The sequence below is a fragment of the Ruegeria sp. HKCCA6707 genome (assembly GCF_013033515.1).
In the GTDB taxonomy this organism is placed as follows: domain Bacteria; phylum Pseudomonadota; class Alphaproteobacteria; order Rhodobacterales; family Rhodobacteraceae; genus Ruegeria.
Genome location: NZ_WQEG01000010.1, coordinates 93,378 through 110,513, shown reverse-complemented (window position 1 = coordinate 110,513; position 17,136 = coordinate 93,378). Strand labels below are relative to the sequence as shown.

The 17,136-nt window shown below is 56.5% G+C and carries 14 protein-coding genes; 9 read left to right on the top strand and 5 right to left on the bottom strand.

Annotated features, from left to right (window positions below; translation table 11 throughout):
• Positions 1-367: 367 nt before the first annotated feature.
• Positions 368-2,116 carry a sugar phosphorylase gene (locus GOW40_RS18985; RefSeq protein WP_171136746.1) on the top strand — a complete coding sequence of 583 codons (1,749 nt, stop codon included), beginning with the start codon at positions 368-370 and terminating at the stop codon, positions 2,114-2,116.
• On the opposite strand, the gene GOW40_RS18980 is transcribed toward GOW40_RS18985, so the two are convergent.
• The 4 genes from GOW40_RS18980 to GOW40_RS18965 form a co-directional block, all read right to left on the bottom strand.
• Positions 2,113-3,330, bottom strand: a complete 1,218-nt coding sequence (locus GOW40_RS18980) for a glycosyl transferase (RefSeq protein ID WP_171133349.1) — start codon at positions 3,328-3,330, stop codon at positions 2,113-2,115. The genes GOW40_RS18985 and GOW40_RS18980 overlap by 4 nt on opposite strands.
• Positions 3,327-4,127 carry a mannosyl-3-phosphoglycerate phosphatase gene (locus tag GOW40_RS18975; RefSeq protein WP_171133350.1) on the bottom strand — a complete coding sequence of 267 codons (801 nt, stop codon included), beginning with the start codon at positions 4,125-4,127 and terminating at the stop codon, positions 3,327-3,329. The genes GOW40_RS18980 and GOW40_RS18975 overlap by 4 nt, the downstream gene beginning before the upstream one ends.
• A 131-nt stretch (positions 4,128-4,258) precedes the next feature.
• On the bottom strand, positions 4,259-5,155 hold the full coding sequence (locus GOW40_RS18970) for an NAD(P)-dependent oxidoreductase (RefSeq protein WP_171133352.1): 897 nt from the start codon (positions 5,153-5,155) through the stop codon (positions 4,259-4,261).
• Positions 5,156-5,258: 103 nt separating this feature from the next.
• Positions 5,259-6,257 carry a pyridoxal-phosphate dependent enzyme gene (locus GOW40_RS18965; protein ID WP_254444510.1) on the bottom strand — a complete coding sequence of 333 codons (999 nt, stop codon included), beginning with the start codon at positions 6,255-6,257 and terminating at the stop codon, positions 5,259-5,261.
• 305 nt (positions 6,258-6,562) lie between these two features.
• Between GOW40_RS18965 and GOW40_RS18960 the strand changes: the two genes are divergently transcribed.
• From GOW40_RS18960 to GOW40_RS18945, 4 genes are all read left to right on the top strand, one after another.
• Complete coding sequence (locus GOW40_RS18960) at positions 6,563-6,964, top strand: DUF4573 domain-containing protein (RefSeq protein WP_171133356.1); 402 nt, start codon at positions 6,563-6,565, stop codon at positions 6,962-6,964.
• 112 nt (positions 6,965-7,076) lie between these two features.
• Complete coding sequence (locus GOW40_RS18955) at positions 7,077-8,270, top strand: YcaO-like family protein (RefSeq protein ID WP_171133358.1); 1,194 nt, start codon at positions 7,077-7,079, stop codon at positions 8,268-8,270.
• A complete protein-coding gene (locus tag GOW40_RS18950) occupies positions 8,267-9,013 on the top strand; it encodes a TfuA-like protein (RefSeq protein WP_171133359.1) in 747 nt (248 codons plus the stop codon). The genes GOW40_RS18955 and GOW40_RS18950 overlap by 4 nt, the downstream gene beginning before the upstream one ends.
• Before the next feature lie 308 nt (positions 9,014-9,321).
• Positions 9,322-10,443, top strand: coding sequence for a linear amide C-N hydrolase (locus tag GOW40_RS18945; RefSeq protein ID WP_171133361.1), 1,122 nt, complete (start codon positions 9,322-9,324; stop codon positions 10,441-10,443).
• Between the two features lie 156 nt (positions 10,444-10,599).
• On the opposite strand, the gene GOW40_RS18940 is transcribed toward GOW40_RS18945, so the two are convergent.
• Positions 10,600-12,138, bottom strand: coding sequence for a UxaA family hydrolase (locus tag GOW40_RS18940; protein WP_171133363.1), 1,539 nt, complete (start codon positions 12,136-12,138; stop codon positions 10,600-10,602).
• 83 nt (positions 12,139-12,221) lie between these two features.
• On the opposite strand from GOW40_RS18940, the gene GOW40_RS18935 reads away from it, so the two are divergent.
• The 4 genes from GOW40_RS18935 to GOW40_RS18920 all read left to right on the top strand — a co-directional run bounded on the left by GOW40_RS18935 (position 12,222) and on the right by GOW40_RS18920 (position 17,105).
• On the top strand, positions 12,222-12,959 hold the full coding sequence (locus GOW40_RS18935) for a GntR family transcriptional regulator (RefSeq protein WP_171133365.1): 738 nt from the start codon (positions 12,222-12,224) through the stop codon (positions 12,957-12,959).
• Positions 12,960-13,102: 143 nt separating this feature from the next.
• Positions 13,103-13,531 (top strand): RbsD/FucU family protein, encoded by a 429-nt coding sequence (locus GOW40_RS18930; RefSeq protein ID WP_171133367.1) that lies wholly within the window; start codon positions 13,103-13,105, stop codon positions 13,529-13,531.
• A gap of 190 nt (positions 13,532-13,721) precedes the next feature.
• Positions 13,722-15,221, top strand: coding sequence for an aldehyde dehydrogenase (NADP(+)) (locus tag GOW40_RS18925; RefSeq protein WP_171133368.1), 1,500 nt, complete (start codon positions 13,722-13,724; stop codon positions 15,219-15,221).
• A gap of 375 nt (positions 15,222-15,596) precedes the next feature.
• The gene (locus GOW40_RS18920) at positions 15,597-17,105 is read left to right on the top strand and encodes an FMN-binding glutamate synthase family protein (RefSeq protein WP_171133370.1); all 1,509 of its coding nucleotides are present in this window, start codon (positions 15,597-15,599) and stop codon (positions 17,103-17,105) included.
• Positions 17,106-17,136: the final 31 nt, after the last annotated feature.

Below are 17,136 nucleotides of genomic sequence, written 5' to 3'. Positions count from 1 at the left end.
AAGCGAACTCATCAACCCTGCGCTTAGAATTCAGCACATAGCAAAGCGGCAAGGCGGATTTTCATATAAAGTCCTTAAGCTCAAATCCGGGTTCTTTGGACCCGTTCACAGTTCAAAAAGCAGGTCTGCTGGCTTGAAGTTCGGGTTTGCAGATCTGCCACCCCTCGCCATTTAACCCGTTTGGACCGTCACAAGAAAATGCGGCCAAACTAAGGATATCAGACCCACAAGTTACGGTTTTGCCTGAAATTTGAACAGCTTCCCGTCAAGTTCTGCTTGCAAGCTGGCACCGAGTGGACAAGACCTGTGGATAGTCTCAAGAATATGGCGGTCAGTATCTGTGCGTCGAAAGAGTAAAGAGGTTTCCATGCAGCCATCCAAGGCCCAAACATTTGACGCTCGGCTGAAGTCGTTACTGGGGCAGGTCTATCCGGATCAAAATGCCGCCGAATTGGGCGCGCAGGTTGTTGACGCCTTTTGGCCAGACACCGCACATCCCAGAAAACGCGGTCGTGTGCCCAGCAACAATCTGTGGAGCGAAAAAGATGCGTTGGTCATAACCTATGGCAACTCGATCCTGGATGGTGCGCATAAACCGCTGGATTTGCTGCATGACTTTCTGCTGCGCCGCCTCAAAGGGGTGGTGAACGGCGTCCATATCCTGCCGTTTTTTCCCTTCACCTCGGATGATGGCTTTGCCGTGACTGATTTTCAGTCGGTGAACCCGCAGCTGGGAGATTGGGCCGATATCAACCGGATTGGTGGTGATTTTCACCTGATGTCTGATCTGGTGCTGAACCATGTCTCAAGCCAGGGGACCTGGTTCAACGCCTATCGGCAGGGGCAATCGCCCTATGACGCGTTCTTTTTCGAGGCCTCGCCCGATGATGACCTAAGCGACGTTGTGCGCCCCCGGACCACGCCCTTGTTGCAAGAGGTCGAGACGGCAAACGGGCCCAAACATGTCTGGTGTACGTTCAGCCATGACCAGATCGATCTGGATTTCTCGAACCCCGAGGTGCTGCTGGAATTTCTGCGGATCATCCGCCTGCATGTAGACAACGGCGTGCGCATCATCCGTTTGGACGCCGTCGCCTTTCTTTGGAAAGAGGTGGGCACACCCTCGATCCACCTGCCCCAGACCCACGCCATTGTGAAGCTGATGCGTCTGCTGTGCGATTATGCGACTGAGACGATCATCCTGCTGACCGAAACCAATGTGCCGAAAACAGAAAACCTCAGCTATTTCGGCAATCGGGATGAGGCGCATGCGATCTACAATTTCCCCCTGCCCCCGCTGATCCTGCACGCAGTCATGTCGGGTTCGGCCGCTTATCTGCGCCGCTGGCAAAGCGGGATGCCGCCTGCTCAGATGGGATGCGCCTATCTGAACTTTACCGCCAGCCATGACGGTATCGGTATGCGCCCTGCCGAAGGGATATTGCCCGCCGAGGAACAGGCGCGGATGATCGACACGATCAAACAGGTTGGTGGGCTTGTTTCGATGCGCGCCCTGCCCGACGGGCGCGAGGCCCCCTATGAGATCAACACCACCTATTACGAGGCCACGGCGCAGACCTTTGCAGGCAAGGATGATCATCACTTCGATCGGTTCGTCTGCTCTCAAACCATCCCGATGTCGCTGGAAGGCATTCCGGCTTTCTATATCCATTCGCTGCTGGCCACCCCCAACGATCACGAACAGGTTGAACGGCGCGGTATGAAGCGTGGGATCAACCGGCACCGATGGGATTACCCGACGCTGAACGCGCTGCTGGATGATCCGTCGACACCGCAGGCAAGAGTTCTGAAAGCGCTGTCAGATCGGTTGCGGATTAGAACGCGCCAACCGGCCTTTCACCCCAACGCCACACAATTTACCATCCCGCTCGAGGATCGCGTTTTTGGGGTTTGGCGCCAAAGCCTGGACCGCTATCAATCGATCTTTGCCCTGCACAATGTCAGCGACCAGATTGTCGAGGTTCCGCATCTGTCGATGAACCTTATCGATGATGAGGCCTGGGTCGATCTGCTAAGCGGTGATGTCGTGGATATGTCGACCGATACTGTGACACTTGCGCCCTATCAGTGCCGCTGGATCAGTAATCGCAGTTAGTATTCCTTTTCGTCCGCGCGGGCAGCTTGGGTGATGTCGGACAGAAAGCTTGGGTCGGCCGCATGAATGCGGTTCCAGGTCGGGATAAATGGCGTCTCATGCGGGTTGTCCAAGAAGATCTGCCCCGCACGCATGATGTTTTCGGCAAACATCTCAATTGATTGCTCTTCCTTGTGGCGGTCTACGGACAGCCCGTTCATCTTGGCGTCGTTGTAATAGGCCTCCAGCAGGTCCAGCGCACAGCGATAATATGTGGCCTTGAGCGTCCGGAACACGTTCGGCGTAAAAACCGTTCCGTCAGCCGCCAGTTTGCGGAATATGGCCTTGCAGATATCGGTGGACATGCGGTTCAGGCCCGCATGGGCCTCGTCTGGGCTCAGATCCTGATGCTTGTGGTCATAGGCGTCCGAGATATCCACCTGACACACCGCCTTAGGGGCCAGATTGCGCCAGGCCTCAGATAATACGCCTATTTCCAGCCCCCAATCGGAGGGGATGCGCAGGTCGGGCAGAATGGCGGTGCGCATGGCAAATTCACCCGATAGGGGATAGCGGAAGCTGCGCAGGTAATCGATATAATCGCGGTCGCCGATGACCCGTTTCAGGGCAATCAGGATCGGGCTGACCAACAGCCGTGTCACGCGCCCGTTCAGGTTCTGCCCGCCAATCCGAGGGTAATACCCCTTGGCAACCTGATAGGGAAAGCTGGGATTGGCCACGGGATAGACTAGCCGGGCCAAAAGCTCTTTGTCATAGGTGAGGATGTCACAATCATGAATGGCCATCACCGAACTGTCAGCGCAGCCGATCAAATAACCCAGACAAGACCAGACATTCTTGCCTTTGCCCTGCTCGCTGGGGGCAAGGCCCATTTTCTTCAACCGCTCTCCCAGTGCCAGCATGCGCGGGCTGTCGTTCCAGATCACGATATGATTTTGGTTAAGGTCCTTGAAGAACGACTTGGCATGGCGAAACTGCGCCTCATCCGCCGCATCCAGGCCAATAATGATCCGGTGCAGATATTTGACCTTTGACAGCTCGGACAGGATATGCGGCATCGCCTGGCCTTCCAGCTCGGAATAGAGGCACGGCAACACCAGAGAAATCTTGCGGGTTTCGGCAAAGCTACGCAGCTCATATTCCAGCTCATCCAGGGACCGAGTGTTGAGATTATGCAGCGTTGCGATGTTCCCGTTCTGGTGAAAGTCGCTCATTCCTTAATATTCCCTTGCAAGTCCAGTCTGTTCAGAAGGTCCAGAACAGCTCTATTCCATCCTGCGGGCCCGGCCAACTCTGTTCGCAGGATGCGCCCGCTGTCTTCGCCTATCAATGGGCCCAAGGCCGGGCGATGCGGGTTCGCGACCACAACGCCAAATTCGGCATGTTCCAACATCAGCACGTCATTGGGCGCATCCCCAAGCGCAATCGTATGCCGGGGGTGATGCTGCGCGATGATCTCAGTCATACAATCCGCTTTGTTCCGCCCGAAAGAAAGCGTCAGAAAGCGGCCGCCTTGTTGGGCCGTGATGCCCTGACTTTGCAAGGCCACAAGAAACTCGGATTTCTGTGCGTCGGATCCCAGCCAAAGCCCCGGCTCGGAAAATCCGCGCTGCTGGGCCAGGGTCGCAGCATCGGGGCTGAGGCCCGTCATCTCGACAACACCAGCTGCCGATACATCGCCAAAGCCCTTGAACGGTTGGCGCAGGCCTTTTGGCAATGCATCCAGCGCTGCGCGTAACATGACATAGTGTGACCGATCGGGAATGTCGTCGGCAAACGGGGGCAAAATGCCCGCGCCGTTTTCGACGATGGCGGGCCACTTCTCAAAGCCCAGATTCGCCCGCAGGCCACTGATTTCCAACGCGGTTTTACTGCTGGTTAAAATGACGGCAGTGGGCAACGATTGAAGAGCCTTCAGTGCCGGTTTCGCGGCATCCCACCGATAGGTTTCGTGGTCGATGAGTGTTCCGTCCAGATCTGTGAAGATCATCAGGCCTAGGTCTTCGGTCATGCCCGATCATAGGGCCCGATCTTTGACAGACGCAACAGCCGGTCAGGTGCAAATGGTGCTGACCGGCACATCCCGTGCCGATCCGCTTTGTTTTTGAGCATGCCCTGCGGCCGCGATCAAACCGGGGCGCGTCAGCCGCGTTTTAACCCGTTCATATGGGCCACGAAATCCGCGAGCATCGGCAGGTATTTCTGCCCCTGCCCTGCAGCCTCCATGGCAGCAAGCGCGTTGCGGACATCGGACTGCACCGGGGTCACCGCACCCACGCTATTGGCCAGATTGGCCAGATAGCGCATATCCTTATGCGCATTGGTCACGGTGAACTTGTGGGCATTCTCGTCGCGCTCCAACGACCATTTCATGAAGGTCTCATAAAACCCGTTCGACAAACGGCCCGGGCGGATAACGGAATCCACCTGCTCGACGCTCAGCCCCGATTTCTCGGCAATGGCCAAGGCTTCGGAATACAAAGCCGCATAGCCCAGCGAGATGAAATTGTTAATCAGTTTCATCTTGTGGCCCAAGCCCACCTCGGCCAGATGCACAACCAGACCGGCCCAACAGTCAAGCACTGGCTTGATCTTGGCAAAGGTCTCAGGTGCGGCACCAACCATCGCATCCAGCGTTCCGGCCTCGGCCTCTTTTGGGGTGCGCCCCAAAGGCGCGTCGGCCAGGTCCATGCCCGCCTGGCGCAGCTCCTGCGCCAGTTGCAGTGTCGAGACCGGATCAGAGGTCGAACAATCGACCACAATCAGCCCCTCTTTGCCCGAAGCCAGAATACCCTCTTCTCCGCGAACCAATTGTTCGACCTGTGGGCTGCCCGAAACGCAAAGATGAAGGATGTCGCATTGCGCGGCCATCTCTTTGGCCGACGCCGCTTCGGTGGCACCACGGGACAGCAAGTCATCAACCGGCGCTCGGTTGCGATGCGCCATCACCACCAGAGGATAGCCATTGGCGATGATGTTCTTGGCCATACCATGACCCATGAGGCCGACGCCAATGAAACCAATCGTGGGTTTTGTCATCTTCAAGTCCTTCTACAAAAACAGGGTCCAGAGTCTGTTTGGCTTACCTCCGGGCGCAACGCATTCACCATGCGCATGCCGGCTGTCGAGGCAAGCCAAAAGCTTAACCATCGGCCAGGTTGCCTTCTGACAGGATGACAAGCGGTCTGTCTGCTTTTTCTGCCAAACAAGCCGCCAGTCCGGCTGCGCCCGAGGGTGTGGTCGCTAGCCCCAATGTTTTGGCCTGGTCCACAGCGTCACGGGCCTGATCATCGCTGACAGTGACCCAAGTGTCGGCACGATCCCTCAGGATATCGAAGGCCAGCATCGAGGGTATCTTGCAATCCAGACGCCCCATGACCGAGGTGGGCCCTTTGACCGTAACCATTCTCCCCGCCTGAACGCTATCCCGCAGGCAGGGCGCTGCGTCAGGCTCGACAACTATTATCTTTGGCTGAACAGCCCAGGTCGAGCGGATCATATAGGCCATCGCCGCAGCCAACCCGCCAACACCCGCTTGCAGATAGACATCACTCGGCCAGTTCCCAGACGCTTCGAAGGTTACGCGCATTTCTTCAGCGATGACGGTGTAGCCTTCCATCACCAGATGCGGGGCTTGGGTGTATCCGGGCCATGACCCGTCAGCCAGGTGAATGGCGCCGGTTGTGTTCGCATCATCAATCGCCGCGGCGACGCTGGCCTCATAGTCTTGGCCGGAACGGATAACCTCGGCCCCTTTCGCGCGCAGGCGCTTGGCAAAGCTGTCGGGGACGGTGCTCGCCAGATGGATCCGGGCACTGGCTCCGAACAATTGTGCGCCTGCCGCAACGGCCATGCCATGATTGCCCGCGCTGGCGCAGACAAATGTAAGCTGCGCCGCAACGCTTTGAACGCGTTTGTCCAGAAACTCGGCCGGGTCCAGCGGGCCTTCGACACGGGCGCGGATCAACTCCGCCACCGCATAGACACCGCCAAGCGCTTTGAATGCACCCAGATTCATCCGGTGGGTTTCGTCCTTGATAAGGATCGAACGACCTTCCAGCTTATGTTTCACCAAAGGCGACGCGGTGTAGGCCGGGCAGGACTGTAACAGAGCCAAGGGCTTAGCGACATCAAATGTCATCGGGTCTTGCATGTTTCGGCCTGACCTTTCGGTTTCAAGAGCTCTTTGGTTTTGGTCCCGCCGTGGTGGAAAAGCGAGAGGTTTTTTGCCAAAGTGCAACATAACCGGGCAGTCCGGTGGCCAAGATGCGAATTGGCGGGGTTTCCGCGCAACACGTAGTCAGGACCGCCAGGGCAGGCGTTGCCCAAGGCCAATGGGTTGGTATTTACGTGATTTGAAGGGCTTTTTGTGTTAACAAGCCGGAAACGTAGTTTCATTGGTGTCACTAAAACAAAAGTCGACACATCTTACTCAGGAGGTATTTCATGGAAAAACATCAAATGACTGTCCGCGCGCCTGACGGACGCATGATTTCGATCGACAGGGATGGCATTTCGGTCAAGACCGACGTCGTTGCCGCGCAAGAGCCTCGGCAGTCTTCCACTGCGAATTCCGGCGCCATGGAGCCGCGCGCCGTCGGTGCAAAGATTGATCCAGCACAGATTGGCGCCAAGATCGACCCTGCACAATGTGGTGCCAAAATTGATCCTGCTCAGCATGGGGCAAAGATTGATCCGTCGCAGGTTGGGGCCAAGATTGATCCCACACAGCACGGGGCGAAAATCGATCCGACACAATGCGGTGCCAAGATCGACCCTGGGCAAGTCGGAGCCAAGATTGACCCGACACAAGTCGGGGCCAAGATCGATCCGACCGCGGCGGTCTGACGACAGAGCATATCGGGTGTTGGTCTGGATTGGGTGCCAACACCCCTTGAACGCGGATCAAAAGTCGCGCAGGGACATTAGAAAGCTTTGAACGGTCCAACGAGGGGTTGGCTTGAAACATTATCTGCGCGGCACGCACAGGATCCGCCCCCCAGCCGAGACTGTCGATCTTTTGCGCCCCCTCTTTCCGGTCTTTGGTATTACCCGGATTGCTGATGTGACCGGGCTGGATCGTGTGGGGTTGCCAACGATGGTTGCGTGCCGGCCAAACTCGCGTTCGATGGCGGTTTCCCAGGGCAAAGGCGTCACGCCCGAGGCGGCGGTCGCATCGGCCGTCATGGAATCGATCGAGATTTTCCATGCCGAGCGGATCACACAACCGGTACTGCACGCCTGTTACGAAGACATCCGGTATTCGCATAACATCGTCCACATCGACGACTTGCCTTTCAACAGCGGCAGGCCCTTTGATCCCTATGTACAGATGCTCTGGATCCAGATGCAGAGGCTGGAAGATCAAACCGGTATCTGGGCGCCTTACGAGCTAGTCCACACCAACTACACCCGCCCCCTGCCCCCGGGCAGCGGGTATTTCCTGTCCAGTTCCAATGGTTTGGCCTCTGGCAATTCGCGGGCCGAGGCATCGACGCATGGGTTGTGCGAGGTGATCGAACGGGATGCCATAGCGCTGTGGACGCAATTGCCGTGGGATAGGCGCGATGCCCGCCGGGTGGATCAAAGCACGATCAAAGACCCGGATTTGCAGCAGATTCTGCAAAAATTCGCCGCAGCGGATATCGAATTGGCCATTTGGGATGTGACCTCGGATATAGGTGTGCCTGTCTTTCTGACCTGGGCTTGTGAACGGGGCAATATTCCTGCGCTGTTGTCGCGCCCGTCGGTGGGGGCTGGGTGCCATCCCATGCGTGAGATTGCCCTGTCGCGTGCATTGACCGAAGCTGCGCAAGAGCGATTGACGCTGATCACCGGCTCTCGGGATGACTTGCAGCAGGACTTCTACACGGAAATGCAGTTTCGCGAATTGATAGCCCGTCCGGGGCAGTTGGATTTCACGGCGCGCCCATCCCTTCATGCACCGACCCCAGAAGACGATTTGAGCTGGGTCCAAATCAGGCTTCAGGATGCAGGGCTGAAAGACGCCTGTTTGATCGACATCACGGCGCCTTATGTCGCTGACCATATCTCAGTTGTGCGGGTTCTGGTGCCGGGGCTGGAAGGCGCCTGCGACGATGACCGCTATACCCCCGGCGCGCGTGCCGCCTCTGCGCAGGAGCTTATGTCGTGACCGTCATCATCTTTTGCGGCCCCACCATTGGGCCAGACGATGCGCAGGCCTATCTGCACGCCGATTATCGACCGCCCGCCGCGCAGGGAGACGTGATGGCTGCGGTGGCCAGCCAGCCCCGTGCCATCGGAATAATTGACGGATATTTTCAACTGACGCCCTCGGTTCTGCACAAGGAAATCCTGTGGGCCCTGCATCACGGTATTCACGTTTTTGGCAGCTCCAGCATGGGCGCGCTGCGCGCTGCCGAGTTGCAGGGGTTCGGCATGATCGGGATTGGCCGCATCTTTGAGGGCTATCGCGACGGACGACTGACACGCGATGATGAAGTGGCCCTGAATCACGGCCCTGCTGAACTTGGATACCCGGCCCTGTCACAACCGCTGGTGAACATACGCGCAACGCTTGCGGCGGCGGTTCAGCAAAACATCGTCTTGCAAGCAACGGCGGACAAGCTGCTAGACCTGATGGATCAAAGCTATTTCTCGAACCGGTCCTATCGGCAGATGATTGATCTGGGCCACGACGCCGGTCTTGAGGCCGAAGACCTCAGCGCATTAGAGGCCTGGATGGAACACGGCGCCGTGGACCTCAAGAAAAAAGATGCGATTGAAATGCTCACGTATATCAGCAGCTTCCTGGCGAGTGATCCCGAACGCTTTGTGCCCAAATTCCACCTGGAACGCACCTCGATCTTTGATCAGACGCACCAATTGGGGTCGCTCACGGATAGGGCGAAATAGAAGGTTTAGACCCGCAAGGCTTGTCGGTAAGGGGAGCGGCTACCACTACAACGAAATGGCTGTTTTTACCTCCAACCGCGTTTCATTTGGCTAATACGTTGACATTTTCAGTGCAGGGAGGTCCTAGTACACCTGAGTTCGCTTCAACCCGCGCGAACTGCCGACCTGCGGACAAAACAGTCATTGATGAAGACGCGTAGCAGCATTCCGCCACAGTTTGATTTTGGCTATGTCAATGGACGATGTCACGTTAGCATTGCCCTCAAGTGTAAAAAGCTATTCGTGCCAAAAACGTTGAGGAATTGAAAATGAATTTGATTGAAGGCTTGAAGACTTTTGGTCGAGCGGGTGTCGCTCTCATTGCATCCGTTTCAATCGCGTGGGGATGCACGGGCATCATGTTGTCAGGAGCCGATGGCAGCATCATTCGAGCACGAACGGCAGAATGGGGACCTTTCGACCTCGAAACCAAAATCAATATCATCCCTAGAGGTTTCACCTACAGCGCCGGGGCGATGCCAGATAGCGCGCAAGGTGCGACTTGGACCGGGCGTTTTGGCATGGTTGGCATCAGTATGCTTGACCACGGAGCGCCAGCGGACGGCATCAACGAAGCGGGTCTTACAGCGGGGCTTTTCTACCTGCCTGGCTTCACTGAATATCAGGAGTATCGGCCTGATCTTGCGGACAACACTATTCCCGGCGACCTTTTGGCCTCGTATGTACTGTCTCAATTTGAAACGGTCGAAGAAGCGCAAGCCGGACTGGAAAGTGTTCGCGTTGTCGGTGTCGTGGATGAGACACTCGGCTTTCCGTTCCCGTTTCATATGCTTGTAGCTGATCGGTTCGGCGGGCGGATCGTCGTCGAATACATCGATGGTGAACTTACCGTCTTTGACGCGCCGCTTGGGGTGATTACAAATTCGCCAAATTACGATTGGCACATGACCAACCTCAATAACTACGTGAACCTGTCTGCCCTTGGTCTGCCTGAAGTCGAAGCGAGCGGCGTCACTTTCGCACCACTAGGCGCAGGCAGTGGAATGATTGGCCTACCGGGAGATTTCACACCACCGTCTCGCTTTGTAAGGGCGGTTGCCTTCTCGCAAACCGCGCGTGAGACAACAGGTGGCTACGACACTGTGCGCGAAGCGTTTCGTATCCTAGATAACTTCAACATCCCTGCTGATGCGGCCGAGGGTGCTCAAGACGACGTTCAATCAGACGATCTGCTTTACAGCGCCACGCAAATCACCACCGCGAGCGACAGCCAGAACCTCGTTTATTACTATCACACGATGTACGACCGTACTGTTCACATGGTCGACATGAAGCAGATAGATTTTGGCGCTATGGGCGAAGAAATGATTGTGTTTGAAACAAGTGGGGACCGTGAACCAACCATTGTGAACATGACGCCAAACAACTAAGCAGCTAGATTTGGCAACTGTTGCCCAAAGCATGTACTAAACTAGGCTGCTTTGGGCTCTCTGCCGACCTTCTCGGTACGTTGCCCGAATGGTCGTTCTGGTGCTAGCGTAGTGTTTCGCCCCAGCCGTAAGGGGCCCCCGATAGCCTTCATCCGGCTACATCACCGCACCGATCTGCCAGGGCACGAATTCCACGCCGCCAAACCCAAGTTCTTCGCTTTTGGTTTTCTCGCCGGATGCAACACGGATCAGGATCTCAAGCAGTTCCTGGCCCTTCTCCTCGATGCTGACACCTTCACTCACGATATCCCCGCAGTTCAGATCCATATCGTCGGACATGCGCGCGTACATCTCGGAATTGGTTGCCAGCTTGACGCAAGGCGTGGGCTGATAGCCCGAGACGGATCCGCGCCCGGTTGTGAAGACAACCAGATTGGCCCCCGAAGCCACCTGCCCGGTGACCGAGCAGGGATCAAATCCTGGGCTGTCCATGAATACAAAGCCATTCTTGTCGACCTGTTCGGCAAACTTGTAGACACCACGCAACGGTGCAGTACCGCCCTTTGCAACAGCACCAAGGGATTTTTCAAGGATGGTCGTCAACCCGCCGCGCTTGTTTCCGGGGCTGGGATTGTTGTCCATCTCGCCCCCGTTGCGTGCGGTATAATCCTCCCACCATGCAATGCGTTCGATCAGCTTTTCGCCCACCTCCACGGTTTCGGCCCGCCGGGTCAGCAGATGCTCAGCCCCATAGATTTCGGGCGTTTCCGACAGGATCGTGATACCACCCTGCTGCACCAACAGGTCCGAGGCATAACCGAGTGCGGGATTGGCGGTGATCCCCGAATACCCATCCGAGCCGCCACATTGCATGCCAAGAGTTATCGCACTGATCGGTGCCGGGGCGCGTTCGGCCTGATTGGCGAGCACGGCAATGCCGCGCAGCTCGTCCAGACCGCGCTCGATCGTACGTCGCGTCCCGCCTTCGTTCTGGATTGTCATGTAACGAAGCGCGCCATCATGGCGGATTGGGCGACCTCCGACCAAATCCGCCACTTGCATCACTTCGCAGCCCAACCCGATTAGCAGGATTCCCCCGAAATTCGGATGCTGCGCATAACCTGCAAGGGTGCGGAACAGCGTGTCGTATTCTTCACCCTTGGCCGACAACCCGCATCCTGTGCCATGCACAATGGGAACTACGCCATCCACGTTCGGGAAAGCGTCCAACAAACCGGATTTTTCAGCCGCTTCTGCGATGAACCGCGCGACCGAGCCAGAACAGTTCACCGTCGTCAGTATGCCGATATAGTTCCGCGTCCCAACCCGGCCATCTGACCTGTGATAGCCGTAGAAGGTTCGGTTTTCCGCGCGCGCAGGCAAAGGTGTGTTTGCGCTGGCATGGGCATAGTCCTGTTGGTGTGCGCCCATGCCCAGATTGTGTACATGCACATGCTCGCCCGGCGCGATGGTGCATTTGGCCTGACCAATGATTTGACCATAGCGGATCACGTTTTCACCCGCGCCGATTGCGGCCACCGCGATTTTATGACCGCGCGAGATCGACGAGGCCAACGGAACAGGCACATTTTCAGGCTCAGCGCCCGCAGGAAGATCTCGCAGGGCGATCACTACGTTGTCCTCAGGGTTCAGCGTAATCACGTCATGAGTGGTCGCGGCAGTGTCTGTTTGCATTCTCTTCCCAACTTTTCGCGCATATTTCCGGCTGTCGATTCAATTCTTGCTAGCTAACATGTTAGAATGATAAGTGAAAGCGAATGAGTGACCATCACGACATTGACGCAGGTCTATTGCCTGAAATAACCGCGATCCAAGGGTCACTGACCCAGCAGGTCCATCACGTGATGAAACAGGCTATACTGGCATTGGACTTTCCTCCTGGGGTGAGTTTGCGCAAAGCGCCCATTTGCGAGAGGCTTGGTGTTTCACGCGCACCCGTATCCGAAGCCATTGCTCGTCTTGCAGCAGAAGGCCTGGTCGATGTGGTGCCGCAATCAGGTACGCGGGTTTCCTACTTTTCGATGGACGAAATCCGTGAAGGCGCTTTCTTGCGCGAAGCGCTCGAGCTTGCGACGGTTGCGAAAGTCGCGCGCGACCTGACCGAAGATCAGCGCAGGTTGCTCAACCGGAATTTGCGGTTGCAAGAGGTGTTGATCGAAGACGGTGATAGCGTTGGCTTTTACCAAGCAGACGAAGAGTTCCATGATCTTTTGATGGAGTTTACAGGTTACCGCCGTCTTTCTGAGGTGGCTCAAACGGTCTCACTGCAAGTCAGTCGTGCGCGAATGCTGATCCTTCCGACACCTGGACGTGCTGCCGAAACGCTTGTGGAACACCGTGCCATCTTTGATGCAATTTGCCAGCGCGATGAGCGTGCCGCGCAGGATGCTATGCGACACCATCTTGGCCAGCTTTTGCCGCGCATAGAGCTGTTAGAAGACCACAAACCAGAGCTTTTCAAACCAACCACGCGCAGAACACACTCGGCAGAATGAGCTTGCTTTCAACCATGCCCCTGCTCAGCAGTATCAGAGATATCGTTCCCGACTTGCACGTCGAACAGGCTGCATCAACTCAATCGAGTTCCATGCAATCTATCCTGCCCACCTGAAATCATACCTGCCAAAGGAGAATACCAATGCTGCATAACATCGATCCGATCCTTTCACCCGATTTGCTGCATACTCTGCGTGCGATGGGGCACGGTGACGAGATTGTCATAGTGGACGCCAATTTTCCCGGCTCAAGCAGCGGGCCAAAATGTATCCGCGCCGATGGGTCCACTGCAAGTGAGGTTTTGAAAGCGGTTCTTTCACTCATGCCGCTAGACACGTTCGTGCCCGACCCGGCCCTTACGATGGAAGTGGTTGGTGAGCCCGAAACGATCCCCGAGGCCGTTGCAGATTTTCAGGCCATCATCAATGAGGCCGCTGACAATCCAGCACAGATACAGACTTTGGAACGTTTTGCCTTTTATGACCGCGCGGCTCAGGCCTATGCCATTGTTCAAACTGGCGAGCGCAGGTTCTATGGCAATATCGTTCTCAAAAAAGGGGTAATCGGTTAACGGCCGGGCCACTATTTGCACACCGCTTCTTCTGTTGGTCATTGGCACTGGACCTGCTCAAAGGAGTTCGCAAGACCAACAGATCTGAACTTGAATTCAGTGGTGTACGCGTTAACCAATTGCAATCTGCAATGCGTCTTTTGTGACGAGTTCGCGTATCAAATACCGCCTTTGCTAAGAAAGAAACGTCATGCTGACCGGAAAACACCTCATCTCAGGCGAATGGATTGGAAGTACCTCACAGTTTTCGTCCGCTCCTGCACATGGTCCAAGCCATGATTTTGCCGTAGGAACCGCAGCGCAAGTCGATGCGGCCGTGCAAGCCGCTGACGAAGCGTTTCTTGCCTTCGGTTGGTCCAGCCGCGCAGAGCGTGCCACCTTGTTGCGTCAGATCGCAGATGAGATCGAAACGCGCGGCGAAGCGCTCACCGAAATAGGAACTCAGGAAACCGGTTTGCCCGAGGCAAGGTTGCAGGGCGAACGAGGCCGCACAACCGGCCAATTGCGCCTGTTCGCCGATCATATCGAGCAAGGTGACTATCTGGACGAACGCCACGATCCCGCTTTGCCCGACCGAGCGCCGCTGCCCCGTCCTGACTTGCGCATGATCCAACGCCCGTTGGGGCCGGTTGCCGTTTTTGGTGCGTCAAACTTTCCACTGGCTTTCTCGGTCGCAGGCGGTGATACGGCGGCGGCCTTGGCGGCAGGCTGCCCTGTTGTCGTCAAAGGCCATCCGGCCCATCCCGGTACAGGTGAGATTGTTGCGCAAGCGATTGACGCGGCGCTGAAGGCCACGGGCACACATCCGGGTGTGTTTTCCTTGATCCAAAGTGACGGCATCGAAGTGGGAACTGCGCTTGTGAAACATCCGCTGATCCGCGCCGTGGGGTTCACAGGATCGCTAAGAGCGGGGCGCGCCTTGTTTGACCTGTGCGCCGCAAGGCCGGAACCGATCCCTTTCTTTGGGGAGTTGGGTTCGATCAATCCCATGTTCATCCTACCGCATGCCGTTACAGCACGGGGCGACGCGATCGCTGAAGGGTGGGCAGGATCGCTGACCATGGGGGCGGGCCAATTCTGTACAAACCCGGGTATTGCACTGATCCTGGACGGCCCTGACGCGGACGCCTTTCAGACCAAAGCGCAGAATGCGCTGTCAAAAGTCGCTAATCAAACGATGCTGACCGACGGCATCGCAAGCTCTTACCGCGCAGGGGTCGAACGCGTCGCCACCACCGCTGGTGTTCAACAGATCATTGGCACGCCTTGCGAGACGCGCGAAGCAGCGCCTTATCTGTTCACCGTATCTTGTGATGACTGGCTGGCTGATCCTGAGCTGCAAGAGGAGGTTTTTGGGCCACTCGGCATCGTTGTTCGGGTCCGGAATTTCGACCAGATGCTGCGGGTCGCAAACACAATCAAAGGCCAATTGACCTGTAGTCTGCATTTCGACGATCAGGATCTGAACCGTGCACAATCACTGCTGCCCATTCTCGAGCGTAAGGCGGGGCGGCTTTTGGCCAACGGCTTCCCAACCGGGGTCGAGGTCTGTGACAGCATGGTGCATGGTGGCCCCTATCCTGCGTCAACCAATTTTGGGGCGACATCGGTCGGGACGTTGTCCATCCGCAGGTTCCTGCGCCCGGTCTGCTATCAAAACATCCCCACAGACCTGCTGCCCCAGCGATAAGAACGGGCCGCGATCTGGTTCGAGCAGAGCCACCGCGTTTCAGATTTGAACGCGGCCCGGCCCTGACGCGGGCCTGATCTTCGAGCGGCTGATACAACGTGGAAACACACACACGACCTTTTGGATGTGTGTGTGACGGGGCTTTCAGGCCCGACAAGCTCGGGCGCTATCGCTCGTAAAACGCTTGGTGGATAACCGCGCGTTTCTGAAACATTTCCTGTGAAATGTACCTGTTTCGGGGCTCTTTCTCACGAAACGATCCCGAACCAGAAACAAGTCTGTGATAAGAGTTGCGCAAGTCTGGCAGGACTTCGGTGATGCGAATAACTAGAGACCACTGGTCGCGGTCGTGCCGCTTATAGGAGCACAATTCTCATGTCTCAGGTATCCGATTTCATTCTCACATTGCTGCAGGTCCTGACCTACACGTTCATTTTCGCAGTTGGCGTCGGAGTGTTGTGGGTATTGGTTGCCTATTTCCGCGACAAGACCCAAACCGAAAGCACCTTGCGGCGCAACTATCCGGTTGTGGCGCGGTTTCGGTACTTCTTTGAACATATGGGCGAGTTCTTCCGACAGTATTTCTTTGCACAAGACCGCGAAGAGATGCCGTTCAACCGGGCCGAACGGTCATGGGTCTACCGGGCTGCCAAGAACGTGGATTCGACCGTCGCCTTTGGCTCGACCCGTGATCTGAGACCTACGGGCACTGTCTATTTCGTGAACTGCCCCTTTCCGACGCTGGAACAGGATGCACAACCGCCATCCATGGTCACCGTTGGCCCCTATGCGCGGCAACCTTATACAACGGATTCCATATTCAATATTTCCGGCATGAGCTTTGGGGCAATCTCGGTACCGGCTGTGCGCGCTTTGTCGGAAGGGGCCAAAAAGGCAGGTATCTGGATCAACACCGGAGAAGGCGGGCTGTCGCCCTATCATCTGGAAAGCGGCGCCGACATCGTGTTCCAGATCGGAACCGGAAAATTCGGCGTACGCAAACCCGAAGGCGGATTTGACGAAGACCGCCTGCGGGTTATTGCGGCCCATGACGCGGTCAAGATGTTCGAGATCAAGCTGAGCCAGGGCGCCAAACCCGGCAAAGGCGGGATCTTGCCCGGCGCGAAGGTCACACAAGAAATCGCCGAAATCCGCGGCCTGAAAGTGGGTGAAGATGCCATCAGCCCGAACCGGCATCCCGAGATCGACAGTGTTGGTGATCTGCTGGACATGATTGCCTATGTGCGAGACGTGACAGGCAAGCCGGTGGGCTTCAAAGCCGTGATCGGTGCATATGGGTTCTTTGATACACTCTGCGCTGAAATTCTGGCCCGAGGCCCTGAAAGCGCACCGGATTTTGTCACCATCGATAGCGCCGATGGCGGTACGGGTGCTGCCCCGATGAGCTTGATTGACAACATGGGGATGCCGCTGCGGGAAAGCCTGCCCTTGGTGGTGGATGTTTTGAAAAAGCACGGTTTGCGCGACCGCATCAAGGTTTGTGCCAGCGGCAAGATGATCAACCCCTCCGAGGTGGCCTGGGCCTTTTGTGCCGGTGCAGATTTCGTGAACTCGGCCCGGGGGTTCATGTTTGCACTTGGCTGCATTCAAGCCCTTCAATGCAACAAAAACACTTGCCCGACCGGCATCACCACTCATGATCCCAAACTACAATTCGGTCTCGATCCCACCAGCAAATCCGAGCGTGTTGCCTCATATGCCAACAACATGAAGAAAGAGGTGGGTATCATCGCCCATAGCTGCGGAGTTTCGGAACCAAGGCAATTGAAACGCTATCACGCGCGCATCGTGCTGGATAACGGGCGGTCCGTATCGATGGACGAACTTTATCCAGAGCCCGAGATCATGCACGCCGCTGAGTGAACCACGTTAGAAATACCCCCACGATCAAACC